Raw genomic sequence first — 16,596 nt, 5'->3', positions numbered from 1 at the left:
CTCCTGACGACGGCTTCGCGAGCGAGAGACGATGCAGCAAGGCCTACCCGCTGTGCGCGGGCCTATGCACTGAGTCCCGATCCGCTGGAATTCGGCGTCAACACCGCCTGGTCACAACCGGACCGGGCCCCTTCGAGTGGGACCCGGCATGGTCGAATTCACAAGCGTCAACGATCCAGGTGTTTGCGCAAATGATCGTCGACCTTGCGGGAGACGTGGTCGGTCACCCTGCCCAGGAGGTCGGCGATCACCTTGCCGCGCTTGGGCTTCGCCTCGATGTGTCCGAGGACGGCCAGTCCGTCCACAAAGACCACGGGTGCGTCGGTCTCGACCGAATCCAGCGCGTCCACCTCGAAGTTGCCGAGGATGCCGCCACCGCTGCCGCGCAGCGAGACGTTCTCCGGGACGCGGATCTCGACGCTGCCGAAGACCGAGATCGCCTTGATCATCACCTGACGGTGCTCGAAGAGGGCCTCGCTGAGGTCTATCTCGACGCTGCCGAACATCGCGTACGCGTGGATGCGGCGGCCGGCCCGCCAGCGCCCCTTGCGCATCGAGGAGCTGAAGACGGCCATCAGACGGTCGTCGGGGTCCATCGGGATGGCCCCGGGGGTGGGGCGGTTGGGCACGGAGGACACCGGCGGCACATACGCCGGCCCCGCCTTCCGGGCCTGACCGGCCGGCAGGTCGCGTACGAAGACGTCCAGCTCGCCCACGGTCTTGGCGGCGAGCACGCCCTCAACCCGTTCGGAGTGCTCCTCCGCGGTGAGGCGGCCCTCGGCGAGAGCGTCGCGCAGGAGATCGGCGATCCGGTCGCGGTCGGCGTCGGAGGCGCGCAGCTCGGCGGTCGACAACGGCGGTTCCTGGGTGGGGCGCTTCTGAAGGTCCACGGGAGCAGCGTACCCACTCGCGATAGATCGCGACCAGGGGTGTGGACAACTCGGGACGGCGAACTGAGCCTTACCTCACAAGCCCGCCCTCGGAGGCAGGTTCTACGCTGGTGGGCGCTGCCCACGGAGGTCAGCCGTCGGCGAGTGAGCCGCAGGGCGCGCGAGCCTGACCACAGCCTTGTCGAGTGAGGAATGGGCGACATGCCTGAGTTCGAGTACACCGATCTGCTCCCCATGGGAGAGGACACCACCCCGTACCGGCTGGTGACCTCCGAGGGTGTCTCCACGTTCGAGGCCGACGGGCGCACGTTCCTCAAGGTGGAGCCGGAGGCGCTGCGCAAGCTGGCCGCCGAGGCCATCCACGACATCCAGCACTATCTGCGCCCGGCCCACCTCGCGCAGCTGCGCCGGATCATCGACGACCCCGAGGCGTCGGGCAACGACAAGTTCGTCGCGCTGGACCTGCTGAAGAACGCGAACATCGCGGCCGCCGGTGTGCTGCCCATGTGCCAGGACACCGGTACGGCGATCGTCATGGGCAAGCGCGGGCAGAACGTGCTGACCGAGGGGCGCGACGAGGAGGCCCTGAGCCGGGGCATCTACGACGCGTACCTGAACCTGAACCTGCGGTACTCGCAGATGGCTCCGCTCACCATGTGGGAGGAGAAGAACACCGGGTCGAACCTGCCGGCGCAGATCGAGCTGTACGCCACCGACGGCGGCGCGTACAAGTTCCTGTTCATGGCCAAGGGCGGCGGCAGCGCCAACAAGAGCTTCCTCTACCAGGAGACGAAGGCCGTCCTCAACGAGGCCTCCATGATGAAGTTCCTGGAGGCGAAGATCCGTTCGCTGGGCACGGCCGCGTGTCCGCCGTACCACCTCGCGATCGTGGTGGGCGGCACGAGTGCCGAGTACGCGCTGAAGACCGCGAAGTACGCCTCCGCGCACTACCTGGACGAGATCCCGGCGGAGGGGTCGCCGCTCGGGCACGGGTTCCGGGACAAGGAGCTGGAGCAGAAGGTCTTCGAGCTGACGCAGAAGATCGGGATCGGCGCGCAGTTCGGCGGCAAGTACTTCTGCCATGACGTGCGGGTGGTGCGGCTGCCGCGGCACGGGGCGTCCTGCCCGGTCGCCATCGCCGTCTCCTGCTCCGCCGACCGGCAGGCCGTCGCGAAGATCACGGCCGAGGGTGTGTTCCTGGAGCAGCTGGAGACGGACCCGGCGCGGTTCCTGCCGGAGACGACGGACGAGCACCTGGACGAGTCGTCGGACGTCGTGCGCATCGACCTCAACCAGCCGATGGACGACATCCTCGCGGAGCTGACCAAGTACCCGGTGAAGACGCGGCTTTCGCTCTCCGGGCCGCTGGTCGTGGCGCGTGACATCGCGCACGCCAAGATCAAGGAGCGGCTCGACGCGGGTGAGGAGATGCCGCAGTACCTGAAGGACCACCCGGTGTACTACGCGGGGCCGGCGAAGACGCCCGAGGGGTACGCGTCGGGGTCGTTCGGGCCGACGACGGCCGGGCGTATGGACTCGTACGTGGAGCAGTTCCAGGCGGCGGGTGGTTCCAAGGTGATGCTGGCGAAGGGGAACCGGTCGCAGCAGGTCACGGACGCGTGCGGGGCGCACGGCGGGTTCTACCTGGGGTCGATCGGCGGGCCTGCGGCCCGGCTCGCGCAGGACTGCATCAAGAAGGTCGAGGTCGTCGAGTACGAGGAGCTCGGCATGGAGGCCGTCTGGAAGATCGAGGTCGAGGACTTCCCGGCGTTCATCGTCGTCGACGACAAGGGCAACGACTTCTTCAAGGACCCGGCGCCGGCGCCGACGTTCACGTCGATTCCGGTGCGGGGGCCTGGGCTGGCGTAGTTCGGTTCGGGCGGCCGGGTCGCGTTTTCCTCGCCCCCGCCGCCCCTACCCATACCCGTCCCCAGGGGCGCTGCCCCTTCGACCCCACCCGTCCCTGGGGGCTACGCCCCCAGGCCCCCCATCGGCCTCCGGCCTCGTCCTCAAACGCCGGACGGGCTGAATCGAACGGGCTTCTGGATTGAGCGGGCTTCCGCCCGTCTCGAGCGCGTCCTACGGGCCATATGAGACGGCCGGTCACGATTGCCGGCCTTACCGCAGTTTTTTCAGCTGGGCCTCGGTGACCTCCGTCGGGAAGTCGAAGTCCTTGCCCGTGGCGGCCGAGGCGATGTTGAGGGCGGTGAAGTAGCCCAGTGTGCTGCCCTTGCGGAAGACGACGATCTTCATCGGGATCTTCGCGGCGCCGCCCTCGCTGAGGAAGTCGAGGGCGATGGCCTCGTCGGCGCCCTGCGGGGCGGTGGCCGTGGAGACCTTGGTGACGTCCTGGCTGGTGCCGTCGACCGTGACCTTGAAGCCCTCCGCGCACGCCTTGGCCGAGCTGTTGAGGGACTTCATCACGGTCTGGGCTGCCGCGCTGTCGTAGGCGGACAGGCGCAGCAGGACCCGGGTGGTGTCGAGGCCCGAGGCGCCGACGCTCTTGGCGGCCTTGGCCGGATCGATCTCGCTGGCCGTCTCGCGTTGCACGGTCGCGGACGGCTCGTCCACCACGCTGCCGACCATGGCGTACGCGACGGGCGCGCACTCCTCGCTGTCCGTCTCGACATCCTTCTGGTCCACCGTGGCGGTGGGCGCGGTGACCTTGTGGCCCTCGACGTCCCCGTCCTTCAGGGCGGCCTTCTCCAGGTCCGCGGCGGACAGGGCCGGCGCCTTGCTCTCCTCGGCGGCCGAATCCGACCCGCCCTCGCCGGCGTCCGAGCACGCGGACAGCAGGGTCAGGGACAGGGCGGCGACACCGGCCACACAGGACCGGCGTATGACAGCTCTTCTCAATTCACGTTCTTTCTTCGGAAGTTCGTCGAACTCGTTCGACGGGCCACTCATCGTGGCGACGCTACTGCACGCCACCGCCATCGGCCCGCGGATTACCGCCCTCACCCACAAGGCGTACGAGCGGGAACATCACGGCCGGCCGGGACGCTGTACCGGTCATGACTGACTACCGCGTCGAACACGACTCCATGGGTGAGGTCCGAGTGCCGGCGGACGCCAAGTGGCGGGCCCAGACACAGCGGGCGGTCGAGAACTTCCCGGTGTCGGGGCAGCGGATCGAGCGCGCGCACATCGAGGCCCTGGCCCGGATCAAGGGCGCCGCCGCCAAGGTGAACGCCGAGTTGGGGGTGCTCGACAAGGAGGTCGCCGAGGCGATCCAGGACGCCGCCGACGAGGTCGCGGACGGGCGCTGGGACGAGCACTTCCCGGTCGACGTGTTCCAGACCGGTTCCGGGACCTCGTCGAACATGAACACCAACGAGGTCGTGGCCACCCTGGCGAGCGAGCGGCTCGGCCGGGACGTGCATCCGAACGACCACGTCAACGCCTCGCAGTCGTCCAACGACGTCTTCCCCTCCTCCATCCACATCGCCGCCACCGCCGCCGTGACGCGTGACCTGATCCCCGCCCTGGAGCATCTGGCCACGGCCCTGGAGCGCAAGGCGGAGGAGTTCGCGGACGTCGTGAAGTCCGGTCGTACGCATCTCATGGACGCCACACCGGTCACTCTCGGCCAGGAGTTCGGCGGGTACGCGGCCCAGGTGCGGTACGGGATCGAGCGGCTGGAGGCGTCGCTGCCCCGGCTCGCCGAACTCCCCCTGGGCGGTACGGCCGTGGGGACCGGCATCAACACGCCGCCCGGGTTCTCCGCCGCCGTGATCGCGGAGGTCGCGCGGGTCACCGGGCTGCCGCTCACCGAGGCGCGGAACCACTTCGAGGCGCAGGGGGCACGGGACGGGATCGTCGAGACGTCCGGGCAGCTCCGGACGATCGCCGTGTCCCTCACGAAGATCGCCAACGATCTGCGGTGGATGGCGTCGGGGCCGAGGACCGGTCTCGCGGAGATCTCCCTCCCGGACCTCCAGCCCGGGTCCTCGATCATGCCCGGCAAGGTCAATCCGGTGATCCCGGAGGCCGTGCTCATGGTCGCGGCCCAGGTGACCGGGAACGACGCCACGGTCACCACGGCGGGCGCGTCCGGCAACTTCGAGCTCAACGTCATGCTGCCGGTGATCGCCAAGAACGTCCTGGAGTCCGTCAGGCTCCTCACCAACGTCTCGCGGCTGCTCGCCGACCGGACCGTGGACGGGATCGTCGCGCACCGCGAGCGGGCCCGTGAGTACGCCGAGTCCTCGCCGTCGGTGGTCACCCCGCTCAACAAGTACATCGGGTACGAGGAGGCCGCGAAGGTCGCCAAGAAGGCCCTCGCGGAGCGGAAGACGATCCGGGAGGTCGTCCTGGAGAGCGGGTACGTGGAGCGCGGCGATCTGAGCCGGGATCAGCTCGACGAGGCGCTGGATGTCCTGCGGATGACGCGGCCGTGACGGGACGGCGGATTCCGGCCGTACCAGGTGTCACCCGGGTAACCGATTCCCGCCAGGGCGTGAACCGTGAACGGCACCGCAGCGTCGTATGCCCATGACACCTAATATCTGCGCATGGGAGACGACGGAGTGGTGAGACGAGTGGAAGCGGGCGGGGCAGCGGGGTTCTGGGAGCCCGGGAGTCAGATCCTGTGGCGCTACCGGGAGAACGCCGGAGAGGGCTTCCATATCGCGCGTCCCGTCACCGTCGTGCGGGACGACGAGGATCTGCTGGCCGTCTGGATGGCACCCGGCACCGAGTGCGTACGGCCCGTGCTGGCTGACGGCACCTCACTGAGCACCGAGCCGCTCGCGTCCCGGTACAAGAAGCCCCGGAGCGTACGGCTGGGCCGGTGGTCCGGCAACGGCGTGCTGAAGCTGGCGCGGCCGGGCGAGCCGTGGTCGGTGTGGCTGTTCTGGGAGCAGGGTTGGCGTTTCAAGAACTGGTACGTCAATCTGGAGACCCCGCTGGCCCGTTGGGACAGCGGCGTGGACTCCGAGGACCACTTCCTGGACATCTGCGTGTACCCGGACCGGTCCTGGAACTGGCTCGACGAGGACGAGTTCGCGCAGGCTCAGCAGGACGGCCTGATGGACGCTCACGCGGCCGAGGGGGTGCGGGAGGCGGGGCGGTCCGCGGTGGAGGTGATCCGCGCGTGGGGCCCGCCGTTCTCGGAAGGATGGCAGCACTGGCGCCCGAATCCGGCGTGGGGGGTACCGTCTCTCCCGGACGACTGGGACCGTACACCCGCGCACTTGTCCTCATGAGACCCTTGATGCGCCCCCGGTCCGCAACCGTAGGATCGTCCTCCGCAAGAGTTCACAGGGGCAACTCCCGCAGTTCGGGTAGGGCTTGACCGTACGTCACCGAGGGGCGGCAAGACGTGATCAAGGGGTACGAGGGTTACACCGGGATGAGCCGGAGACGGCCGGACGGACGGTCGGTACTGTCCTCCGGCGCGCCCGCCGGTACCGTGTGTGGCACAGGAACTGCCTCTGACCACGCGGGAATTCCGTTCCCAGGACACGTAATCCGGGTATCGGCCTTTCTGCGGAACGAAGTTTCGGGTTTGCGGGACGCACTGCGCGCCTGGCGCGCAGTCCCGGACGGATGGATTCGACACGCGTGACGGAGCACCCCACCTCCCACGAGCGCCCTCAGAGCGGCGCCGGCCCCACGGATCCCCGCGGGGCGCTCCTGCGTACCCAGGAGCCGCCCCGAGCCGCGCCCGCCACGGCCTTACCCGCACAGGCACGCATGGGTGACGCGTCGGCCGAGCCGGGCACGGCGGCCCCGTGCGCGAAGGGCGGACAGGCCCCTTCGGAGCACGCCCAGCCGGCGCTCTCCGAGCACTCGCAGCCCGCGGCCACGGAGCCCGATCCGCACCGCCCGCGCCCCGCGCCGGAGACCATCCCGGCGCAGCCCGGCGGCGAGCCGGACCGGTCGGGCGGGGCCGACGGCGCCCTGGAGCGGCGCAGCGGGCAGGGCGTGCCGCCGGGCGCTCCCATGCCCATGCGGCGGGACGGCGACCGGCTGCGCTTCGTGGGCGCCGCGACCCGGCGGATCGCGCGGGGCATCGACCTGGACGAGATCGTGATGGGTCTGTGCCGGGCCACCGTGCCGACGTTCTCCGACGCGATCCTCGTGTATCTGCGCGAGCCGCTGCCGGTCGGCGACGAACGGCCCACCGGGCCCATGGTGCTGCGACTGCGGCGCACCGACCGGATCCCCGAGGAGCGGGACACCGAGGGCGGTTTCATGCCCGCGTTCCAGCCCGAGCAGCCCGTCGATCTGGCCGTGGTCACCGCCGAGCAGTGCGAGGTACGGCCCGGCGGGGCGCTCGCCGAGGTGCTGCGCGGGGTGCGGCCGGTCTTCGCGGACGCGCCCGCCGCGCACGACGCGCTGCCCGAGCTGCTGGGTCCGGACGCCGAACTGACCGTACCGACCGGCCAGCGGGCGATCCTCGCGCCGCTGCGCGGCCGGCGCCGGGTGATCGGCGCGGCGGTCTTCCTGCGCCGCCCGGAGCGGATGGCGTTCGAGCAGGACGATCTGCTGGTCGCCGCCCAGCTCGCCACGCACAGCGCGCTCGGCATCGACAAGGCGGTGCTGTACGGCCGTGAGGCGTACATCGCTGACGAGTTGCAGCGCACGATGCTGCCGGAGGCGCTGCCGAAGTGCACCGGCGTGCGGCTCGCGCACCGGTATCTGCCGGCCGCCGAGACCGCGCGGGTCGGCGGTGACTGGTACGACGCGATTCCCCTGCCGGGGAGCCGGGTCGCGCTGGTCGTGGGTGATGTGATGGGTCATTCGATGACCTCCGCCGCGATCATGGGTCAGCTGCGGACCACCGCGCAGACGCTGGCGGGGCTGGACCTGCCGCCGCAGGAGGTGCTGCACCACCTCGACGAGCAGGCGCAGCGGCTCGGTACGGACCGCATGGCGACGTGTCTGTACGCCGTGTACGACCCGGTCTCGCATCGGATCACCATCGCCAACGCCGGGCATCCGCCGCCGGTGCTGCTGCACCTGGGCGGACGTGCCGAGGTGCTGCGGGTGCCGCCGGGGGCGCCGATCGGTGTGGGCGGCGTGGACTTCGAGGCCGTCGAGCTGGACGCGCCGGCCGGGGGCACGTTGTTGCTGTACACCGACGGGCTCGTGGAGTCCCGGCTCCGTGATGTGTGGACCGGGATAGAGCAACTGCGCGAGAAGCTGGCCGCGACGGCCCAGTTGACCGGGCCGGATCATCCGCCGCCGCTGGAAGCGCTGTGCGACGAGGTGCTCGACATGCTCGGCCCGGGTGACCGGGACGACGACATCGCGCTGCTCGCGGCGCGGTTCGATGGGATCGCTCCCAGTGATGTCGCGTACTGGTTCCTGGAGCCGGAGGAGATGGCTCCGGGGCGGGCTCGGCGGCTGGCTCGGCATGCCCTGTCGCGGTGGGGACTTGAGGAGTTGACCGACTCCGTCGAGTTGCTCATCAGTGAGGTCGTGACGAACGCGGTGCGGTATGCGACTCGGCCCGTCACCCTGCGGTTGCTGCGGACCGATGTGCTGCGGTGCGAGGTGACCGACGACGTGCCGCAGTTGCCCCGGTTGCGGCAGGCCCGGGCGACGGACGAGGGGGGCCGTGGGCTCTACCTGGTCAATCGCCTGGCCAAGCGGTGGGGGGCCACTCGGTTGAGTGCGGGGAAAGTCGTCTGGTTCGAGCTCAATCAGGCGTGAGCGCTCCGCTGGTTGAGCCGCTCGCAGCTCGGGGCCCGGTGTGCCTTGCGGACTGCGGGTTCGTCGTGGTTGATCGCGCCCACGCGGCGGAGCCGCAGATCGACACAGCCCCGCGCCCCTAAAACAGAGGGCGCCCGGTGGTTACCGGGCGCCCTTCTCTTGTGCGCTCGTGCGCTATCCGTCTGACTGCGGATCGTTCGGATCCGTCGGCAGTTCGATGTCGCCGTCGTCCGACGGGGTCTCCACCGGGGTCGTCTCCGGCGTTGTCTCCGGGGTCGTCTCCGGGGTCGTCTCCGGTGTCGTCTCCGGGGTGGTCGCGGGCTCGGTCGACGGTTCCTCGGTGGTGGGGGTCTCCGACGGGGTCGGGCTCGGGCTGGTCGAGGGGGTCGGGGACTCCGTCGGCGCCACCGCGGCGCCCTGCTTGGTGTCCAGCTCGAACTTGGTGGTCTTGCCCATGACGCCGAAGGTGTACGTGGCCCAGATCTGGGCCGGGAAGCCACCGCCGTTGACGCGCTCCTCGCCGCCGGCACCGTACATCGGGACGTGCTTGCCGTTCTTGCTCATGTCCTCGCCGAAGAGGCCGACGGAGGTCACGAGGTTCGGGGTGTAGCCGGTGAACCAGGCGGAGCGGTTCTCGTCGGAGGTACCCGTCTTGCCGGCGACCACCTGGCCGTCGCGGGCGGGGTTGTCGCGGACGGACGTCCTGGCCGTACCGTCGTCGACCACGCCGGTGAGGACCGAGGTGACCGTGTCGGCGGCCTCGGGGGTGATGACCTGCTCGCCGATCGCCTCGGGGAACTCGACCTCGCCCTCGCGGTGCGTGGCGGAGGCGACGATGGTCGGGGTGACCTTCCTGCCGTGGTTGTCGAGGGTGGCGTAGATGCCGGCCATCTCCAGCGGGCTGGCGCCCATGGAACCCAGGGTCTGGGCGGGGACCGCCTCCATGCCCTCGGTGTCCATGCCGAGCTTCCCGGCGACCTCCATGACCTTCTCCATGCCCACGTCGACGCCCATCTGGGCGAAGACGGAGTTGATGGACTTGTTCATGGCGGTCTGCACGGTGACGTCGCCGTAGTCGACGTTGTCCTCGTTCGGCGGGTTGAAGCCGACCGCGGTGCCGTTGTCCATGACCTTGTGCCCGCTGTCACCGTCGTAGACGGTGCTCGCGGTGATCGGGTCGCCGTCCTGCGTCTCGGCGCCCTCGTCGACGGCCGCGGCGAGGATCACCGGCTTGAAGGTGGACGCGGGCTGGTAGTCCCGGCGCATGGCGTTGTTGGTGAAGTGCTTCACGTAGTCGACGCCGCCGTACATGGCGAGGACCTTGCCGGTCTTCGGGTCGACGGAGACCGCGCCGGCCTGGATGTGCTTGTCGACCTTGCGCTTCTTCGGGTCGAGCTTGCTGGTGAGGCGTTCCTTGACGGCCTTCTCCAGCGCGACCTGCTTCTTCGGGTCGACGTTCAGCGTGACGGTCCAGCCGCCCGCCTCGATCTTCGTCTTGGCATCCTCGATGTCGGAGGCCTTGTTCCCGGCCACGAGCTGCTTGGCCAGCTCGTTGTTGGCCGCGTTCACCAGGTAGCCGTTCTGGCCCTCCATGTCGGGGGCGGACTGGGGCTCCTTCGGCATGGGGAGCTTCATGCCCGCACGCTCCGAGGCGGACAGCTTCTTCATCTCGACCATGTTGTCCAGCACGTAGTTCCACCGGTTCGTGACCAGCTTCCTGCCGGTCGGGGTGGCGGTGGCCAGGTCGTACTGGCTCGGGGCCTGGAGCAGCGCGGCGAGGTAGGCGCCTTCTCGGACGTTGAGGTCCTTGGCGTCCTTGCGGTAGTACGCCTGGGCGGCGGCCTGGATGCCCCAGGCGCCACGGCCGTAGTAGCTGGTGTTGATGTAGCCCGCGAGGATGGTGTCCTTGGACTCGTTGCGCTCCAGCTTCAGGGAGATGACCAGCTCGTTGAGCTTGCGGGTCACCGTCTGGTCGGATGTCAGGTAGAAGTTCTTGACGTACTGCTGGGTGATCGTGGAGCCGCCCTGTTTGCCCTTGCCGGACAGGGTGTTGATCAGGCCTCGGGTCATGCCCTTGAAGTCGACGCCGGGGTCCGTGTAGAAGGTCTTGTTCTCGGCTGCGACGAAGGTCTGCTGGACCTCTTTGGGGATGTCCTTGAGTTCGACGATCTCGCGGTTGGTCGTGCCGGAGCGGGCGAGGATCTTGCCGTTGGAGTACTTGTAGACGTTGCTTTCCTGGAGCGCCTGGGGGTTCCCCTTGGGGATGTCGATCCAGAGGTAGAGCGCGACGAAGGCGGCCATACCGAGCAGGCAGACACCGAAGAACGTGCCGAGGATCTTCTTCCAGGTGAAGAGGCGGCGCAGGAGGCTCTTCTGCTGTTTCTTGCCGGTGCCCTTGGCGGCGGCCCTGGCTGCCGCCCGGCCACCACCGCCCTCGGGCGCACCTATGACGGTCGTCGTGCCCGCATCGCCCCCGGACGAGCGCTTGGGCGCCGCGCGGCGACCGCCGCGCTGCCGCGCTCGTCTTTCTTCCGCTCGTCCCATGGCTCCGGTCCGCTCCGCATTCTGCTCGGTCTCATACGTCACTCGGGTCTTGTCAGCTCAGCAAGCTAACACCGAGGACTATGACAAGAGGGAGTCGGTCCGCCTTGTGGCGGCGTGACAAAGCGCACGCGAAGCGCGCTCCGATAGACCTCATCCCACCGGAACGGACGTTCCAACAGGGCCGATGGTTGCCCCGTCCGGCTCATGAGTTGCCGTCGGCCTCAGTGACACAACCGTGACAATCGGCTCTGACCTGCGCCCCCTCCCCCTCCGGCGACAACCTATACACAGTGGGTATACGTGCGGTGTATAGCCCCTGTGTACAGTCGTGCTCATGTCCATCGGTCACACCCTCCTGGGACTCCTGGAGTCCGGGCCCCGACACGGTTACGACCTCAAGCGGGCCTTCGACGAGAAGTTCGGTCACGACCGGCCGCTGCACTACGGCCAGGTCTACTCGACGATGTCGCGCCTGCTGAAGAACGGCCTCGTCGAGGTCGACGGCGTCGAGCCCGGCGGCGGCCCCGAGCGCAAGCGGTACGCGATCACCGAGGCGGGCATCACCGATGTCCAGCGGTGGCTCGCGACACCCGAGAAACCCGAGCCGTATCTGCAGTCGACCCTCTACACGAAGGTCGTCCTCGCCCTGCTCACCGACCGGAACGCGGCCGACATCCTCGACACCCAGCGTTCCGAACACCTGCGCATGATGCGCATCCTCACCGACCGCAAGCGCAAGGGCGACCTGGCCGATCAGCTGATCTGCGACCACGCCCTGTTCCATCTGGAGGCCGATCTGCGATGGCTGGAGCTGACCGCCGCCCGGCTGGGCAAGCTGGCCGAGGCGGTGGTCCGGTGATGACCCCCGCCGGCTCCCTGCTCGTCGCGACCGATCTGCGCAAGGCGTACGGTCCGACCACCGCGCTGGACGGTGCCGAGTTCTCCATCCACCCCGGCGAGGTCGTCGCGGTGATGGGCCCCTCCGGCTCCGGCAAGTCGACGCTGCTGCACTGCCTCGCCGGGATCGTGCCGCCCGACTCGGGCTCGATCACGTACAACGGCCGTGAGATGGCCACCATGAACGACGCCCAGCGCAGCGCGCTCCGGCGCAGCGAGTTCGGGTTCGTCTTCCAGTTCGGCCAGCTGGTGCCGGAGCTGACCTGTGTGGAGAACGTGGCGCTGCCGCTGAGGCTGAACGGCGGCTCCCGCAAGGAGGCCGAGAAGACCGCACTCGGCTGGATGCAGCGGTTGGAGGTCGACGACCTCGCGCGCAAGCGTCCCGGTGAGGTCTCCGGCGGCCAGGGCCAGCGGGTCGCCGTGGCCCGGGCCCTGGTCACCAACCCTCGGGTGCTGTTCGCGGACGAGCCCACCGGCGCGCTCGACTCGCTCAACGGTGAGCGCGTGATGGAGCTGCTCACCGAGGCCGCCCGGTCCACCAACGCCGCCGTCGTCCTGGTCACGCACGAGGCCCGGGTGGCCGCGTACTCCGACCGCGAGATCGTCGTACGGGACGGCAAGTCGCGGGACATGGAGCGCGTCGTATGAGTTCCGCCATGGTCCGCCAGTGGTACCGGGACCTGGCGATGGGGGTGCGGTTCACCTTCACCGGGGGCCGTGAGGGCTGGGTGCGTGCCGTGCTCACCGCGGTCGGCGTCGGCCTCGGGGTGGCGCTGCTGCTGCTCACGGCGGCGATACCGAGCGCGATGTCGGCGCGGGGAGCCAGGGAGGAAGCCCGGCAGGACCGGGGGATCGGCTACCTGGAGGACAACACCAGGTCCAAGCCGACCGACAGGAGCCTGCTCGTCGCCGACACCGACACCGAGTACCGGCACCGCGAGATAAGGGGACGGCTCCTCGAACCCGAGGGCGAGCACGCGCCGCCACCACCGGGGCTGGGCAAGTTCCCCGCGCCGGGCGAGATGGTCGTCTCTCCCGCCCTCGCCGAACTGCTGAAGTCGGACGCCGGGGAACTGCTGCGGGACCGGCTGCCGTACGAGACGGCGGGCACCATCGGCGAGGCCGGGCTGATCGGCCCGGGGGAACTCGCCTACTACGCCGGCGCCGAGGGGCTCGCCCAGCGGATCGACGGCTCGGTGGTGGCCCGGATCGACCGGTTCGGAGCGACAGAGCAGCCCACCGAGGAGGATCTGGACCCGATCCTGCTGCTGCTCATCCTGGTCGTCTTCGTGGTGCTGCTGATGCCGGTGGCCGTGTTCATCGCGACAGCCGTACGGTTCGGTGGCGAGCGGCGCGACCGCAGGCTGGCGGCGCTGCGGCTGGTCGGCTCCGACGGGCGGATGACGCGCCGGATCGCGGCGGGCGAGGCCCTCGCGGGAGCCGTGCTGGGTCTGGTCTTCGGCACCGGGTTCTTCCTGCTGGGCCGGGAGATCGCCGGTTCTGTCGAGGTGCTCGACGTCAGTGTGTTCCCGAGCTACCTCGACCCCTCCCCCGGCCTCGCGCTGCTGGTCGCGCTCGCGGTGCCGGCCGCCGCCGTCCTCGTCACGCTGTTCGCGCTGCGCGGCGTCGTCATCGAACCGCTCGGTGTGGTCCGTACGGCCAAGCCCGCGCGCCGCAGGCTCTGGTGGCGGCTGCTGCCGCCGCTCGGCGGTCTCGCGCTGCTCTACCCGATGGTCGGCCAGGGGTCGGAGAACGGGGAGTTCAACGAGTACATGGTGACCGGCGGTGTCGTCCTGCTGCTCGTCGGTATCACCGCCCTGCTGCCGTGGGTCGTCGAGGCGTTCGTCGCCCGGCTGGGCTCCGGCGCCCTTTCCTGGCAACTGGCCGTCCGCAGGCTCCAGCTGAGCAGCGGTTCGGCGGCCCGCATGGTCAACGGCATCGCGGTGGCGGTGGCCGGTGCGATCGCCCTGCAGATGCTGTTCGCCGGGGTCGAGAGCAGGTTCACCATGTCGACCGGGAAGGACACCACGCGGGCCCAGATGGAACTCGCCCTGCCGGACGACCTCTCGGTGAGCTCCGTGACCAAGGAGCTGAAGCGGGCCAAGGGCGCGGAGGCCACCGCGGCACTGTCCGACACGGAGGTCTCCGCCACGGTCAAGGACCCCGAGGAGTGGGCGTCGGTGACCATCGGCGACTGCGCAGCGCTGCGCGAAGTCGCGGAGATCTCCTCCTGCCGCGACGGCGACGTCTTCACGCTGGGTGACCCGATGGAGACGAAGCTCATGACCGCCGGGAACACCCTGTACTTCGACGCGTCCTTCAGCGGGGAGGAGCGGGGCGCCGAGATCGCCTGGAAGCTGCCGGAAGCGTTGCGGAAGGTGTCCGCCCGTGCCGATACGCTGCGGCCCGGGACAGCGGGGCTGCTGGCCACTCCGGGCGCCCTGCCCGCCAAGGCGGAGGACGGGCTCTCCAGCTTCGTCTACGTACGGACCGATACCCAGGTTCCGGACGCCCTCGACGAGGTGCGCAACGCCGCCGTCGCGATCGATCCGCTCATCCGCACCTGGGAGTGGGAGTCGACCACGCGGGCCGAGGAGTTCACGGACATCCGTACCGGTCTGCTGGTGGGCGCGTCCGCCGTGCTGGTCCTCATCGGCGCGAGCCTCCTCGTCTCCCAGCTGGAGCAGCTGCGTGAACGCCGGAAGCTGCTGTCTGCGCTGGTCGCCTTCGGTACGCGGCGCCGCACGCTCGGCCTGTCCGTGCTGTGGCAGACCGCCGTCCCGATCACGCTGGGCCTGGTCCTCGCCTCGGCGGTCGGTCTGACCCTCGGCGCGGTCCTGCTGAAGATGACGAACATGCCGGTGAGCGTCGACTGGCCGAGCGTGCTGTCGATGACCGGCATCGGCGCGGGCGTCGTCGTCCTGGTCACGGCGCTGAGCATGCCGCCGCTGGTACGGATGATGCGGCCGGAGGGGCTGCGTACGGAGTAGGCCGCCGCGGCGCCTCAGGGAGTGGGCCGGTGCCGCGGTGTTCCCGCGGCACCGGCCACACTGGTCCCTGTCAGCCGCTCGCCCGGGAGTGAGGACGCCATGTCGCTCGACACCTTGAGGTCCGCGATTCCGGACTACGCCAGGGATCTCCGCCGGAACCTGGACGCCGTCCTCGGTGACTCCGGGCTGACGGAACAGCAGCTGTGGGGGACGGTGCTGGCCACGGCGATCGCCTCGCGCTCGGCGATCGTGCTGCGGGAGCTGGCGCCGGAGGCCAGGGCGCGGCTGTCGCCGGAGGCGTACACCGCGGCGAAGTCCGCGGCGGCGGCGATGGCGCTGAGCAACGTCTTCTTCCGCACCCGGCATCTGCTGTCCGACCAGGAGTACGGCGGTCTGCGGACCGGGCTGCGGATGAACGTCATCGGCGGCCCCGGGGTGGACCGGGTCGACTACGAGTTGTGGGCGTTGGCCGTGTCCGCGATCAACGGGTGCGGGGGGTGTCTGGACTCGCATGAGCGGGTGCTCCGCGCGGCGGGGGTGGGGCGGGAGGCCGTGCAGGAGGCGTTCCGGGTCGCTTCGGTGGTGCGGGCGGTGGGGGTCACGTTGGAGGCGGAGGCGATTCTCTCCGAGTAGGCCGGGGGTCGGCCAGGGGCTGCGCCCCCGGAACCCGCGTGAGAGCTCGGGAGTTGTGGGTCGTGGGGCGGGTGCGGGCCCGATGTGGCTGGTCGCGCAGTTCCCCGCGCCCCTGAAAGACAAGGGGCTGCGCCCCTTCTTTCAGGGGGCGCGGAAAATCAGTCGCGGGCCCTTCTCGCCCTCGGCACAATCCATCCCCATGGCCTCTCCCCACTCCCCCACCTTCGAAGCCCTCGTCGCCGAAGGCGATGCCGTGCCCACCGAGGGGTGGGACTTCTCGTGGTTCGAGGGGCGGGCCACCGAGGCTCGGCCCTCGTGGGGGTACGCGCGGGCGATGGGGGAACGGCTCGCGCGGGCCTCGGCGGCGTTGGACATCCAGACCGGGGGTGGCGAGGTGCTCGCCTCCGCTCCGCGTCTTCCGGCGGTGACCGTGGCCACGGAGGGGTGGCCACCGAACGTCGCGAAGGCCACCGCCCTGCTGCATCCCCGGGGCGCGGTGGTCGTGGCCAGCCCGCAGGACGCGCCGCTGCCGTTCGCGGACGGGGCGTTCGACCTGGTCACCAGCAGGCACCCGGTCCAGGCGCACTGGACGGAGATCGCCCGGGTGCTGAGGCCCGGCGGCACGTACTTCGCCCAGCACGTCGGACCGAGGAGCGCCTTCGAGCTGGTCGAGCACTTCACCGGGCCACTGCCGGAGGAGACCCGCGGCGGCCGCCACCCGGACCACGAGCGCGCCGGCGCCGAGGCCGCCGGGCTGGAGATCGTGGATCTGCGGGCCGAGCGGCTGCGCATGGAGTTCCACGACATCGGCGCGGTGGTGCACTTCCTGAAGAAGGTCGTCTGGATGGTGCCCGGTTTCACCGTGGACGCTTATCGCCCGCGGCTGCGCTCGCTGCACGAGCGGATCGAGGCGGAGGGGCCCTTCGTCGCTCACAGCACCCGCCATCTCTTCGAGGCCCGCAAACCGGCAGCGGTGTGAA

The 16,596-nt window shown here is 69.9% G+C and carries 12 protein-coding genes; 9 read left to right on the top strand and 3 right to left on the bottom strand.

Annotated features, from left to right (window positions below; genetic code table 11):
• Positions 1-167: 167 nt before the first annotated feature.
• Entirely contained in the window at positions 168-890 is a 723-nt protein-coding gene (locus tag ACWD26_RS35750; protein WP_451276445.1) for a DUF1707 SHOCT-like domain-containing protein, read from the bottom strand.
• 201 nt (positions 891-1,091) lie between these two features.
• On the opposite strand from ACWD26_RS35750, the gene ACWD26_RS35745 reads away from it, so the two are divergent.
• Positions 1,092-2,759, top strand: coding sequence for a fumarate hydratase (locus tag ACWD26_RS35745; RefSeq protein ID WP_451276443.1), 1,668 nt, complete (start codon positions 1,092-1,094; stop codon positions 2,757-2,759).
• A gap of 249 nt (positions 2,760-3,008) precedes the next feature.
• Here ACWD26_RS35745 and ACWD26_RS35740 read toward each other — a convergent pair whose 3' ends face one another.
• The gene (locus ACWD26_RS35740; protein ID WP_451276442.1) at positions 3,009-3,797 is read right to left on the bottom strand and encodes a hypothetical protein; all 789 of its coding nucleotides are present in this window, start codon (positions 3,795-3,797) and stop codon (positions 3,009-3,011) included.
• Between the two features lie 107 nt (positions 3,798-3,904).
• On the opposite strand from ACWD26_RS35740, the gene ACWD26_RS35735 reads away from it, so the two are divergent.
• The 3 genes from ACWD26_RS35735 (at position 3,905) to ACWD26_RS35725 (ending at position 8,552) form a co-directional block, all read left to right on the top strand.
• Positions 3,905-5,290 carry a class II fumarate hydratase gene (locus ACWD26_RS35735; RefSeq protein WP_451276440.1) on the top strand — a complete coding sequence of 462 codons (1,386 nt, stop codon included), beginning with the start codon at positions 3,905-3,907 and terminating at the stop codon, positions 5,288-5,290.
• A gap of 114 nt (positions 5,291-5,404) precedes the next feature.
• On the top strand, positions 5,405-6,097 hold the full coding sequence (gene fomD, locus ACWD26_RS35730; RefSeq protein ID WP_451276438.1) for a cytidylyl-2-hydroxypropylphosphonate hydrolase: 693 nt from the start codon (positions 5,405-5,407) through the stop codon (positions 6,095-6,097).
• 343 nt (positions 6,098-6,440) lie between these two features.
• Entirely contained in the window at positions 6,441-8,552 is a 2,112-nt protein-coding gene (locus ACWD26_RS35725) for a SpoIIE family protein phosphatase (RefSeq protein ID WP_451276436.1), read from the top strand.
• Positions 8,553-8,726: 174 nt separating this feature from the next.
• On the opposite strand, the gene ACWD26_RS35720 is transcribed toward ACWD26_RS35725, so the two are convergent.
• Complete coding sequence (locus tag ACWD26_RS35720) at positions 8,727-11,096, bottom strand: transglycosylase domain-containing protein (protein ID WP_451276434.1); 2,370 nt, start codon at positions 11,094-11,096, stop codon at positions 8,727-8,729.
• Between the two features lie 334 nt (positions 11,097-11,430).
• Here ACWD26_RS35720 and ACWD26_RS35715 point away from each other — a divergent pair, with 334 nt between their 5' ends.
• The 5 genes from ACWD26_RS35715 to ACWD26_RS35695 all read left to right on the top strand — a co-directional run bounded on the left by ACWD26_RS35715 (position 11,431) and on the right by ACWD26_RS35695 (position 16,595).
• Positions 11,431-11,955: a PadR family transcriptional regulator gene (locus ACWD26_RS35715; RefSeq protein ID WP_451276432.1), complete on the top strand. Its 525-nt coding sequence runs from the start codon at positions 11,431-11,433 to the stop codon at positions 11,953-11,955.
• Positions 11,955-12,641 (top strand): ABC transporter ATP-binding protein, encoded by a 687-nt coding sequence (locus ACWD26_RS35710; protein WP_451276430.1) that lies wholly within the window; start codon positions 11,955-11,957, stop codon positions 12,639-12,641. Before ACWD26_RS35715 ends, ACWD26_RS35710 begins: the two co-directional genes overlap by 1 nt.
• Positions 12,638-14,983: an ABC transporter permease gene (locus ACWD26_RS35705; RefSeq protein WP_451276428.1), complete on the top strand. Its 2,346-nt coding sequence runs from the start codon at positions 12,638-12,640 to the stop codon at positions 14,981-14,983. Before ACWD26_RS35710 ends, ACWD26_RS35705 begins: the two co-directional genes overlap by 4 nt.
• Positions 14,984-15,082: 99 nt before the next feature.
• Positions 15,083-15,616: a carboxymuconolactone decarboxylase family protein gene (locus tag ACWD26_RS35700; RefSeq protein WP_451276426.1), complete on the top strand. Its 534-nt coding sequence runs from the start codon at positions 15,083-15,085 to the stop codon at positions 15,614-15,616.
• 199 nt (positions 15,617-15,815) lie between these two features.
• Positions 15,816-16,595, top strand: coding sequence for a class I SAM-dependent methyltransferase (locus tag ACWD26_RS35695; RefSeq protein WP_451276424.1), 780 nt, complete (start codon positions 15,816-15,818; stop codon positions 16,593-16,595).
• The last annotated feature ends 1 nt before the right edge of the window (position 16,596 follow it).

This window comes from Streptomyces sp. NPDC002787 (assembly GCF_053592095.1).
Note: the sequence above shows the minus strand (reverse complement) of the source record. Positions and strands in the feature narration are given on the sequence as shown.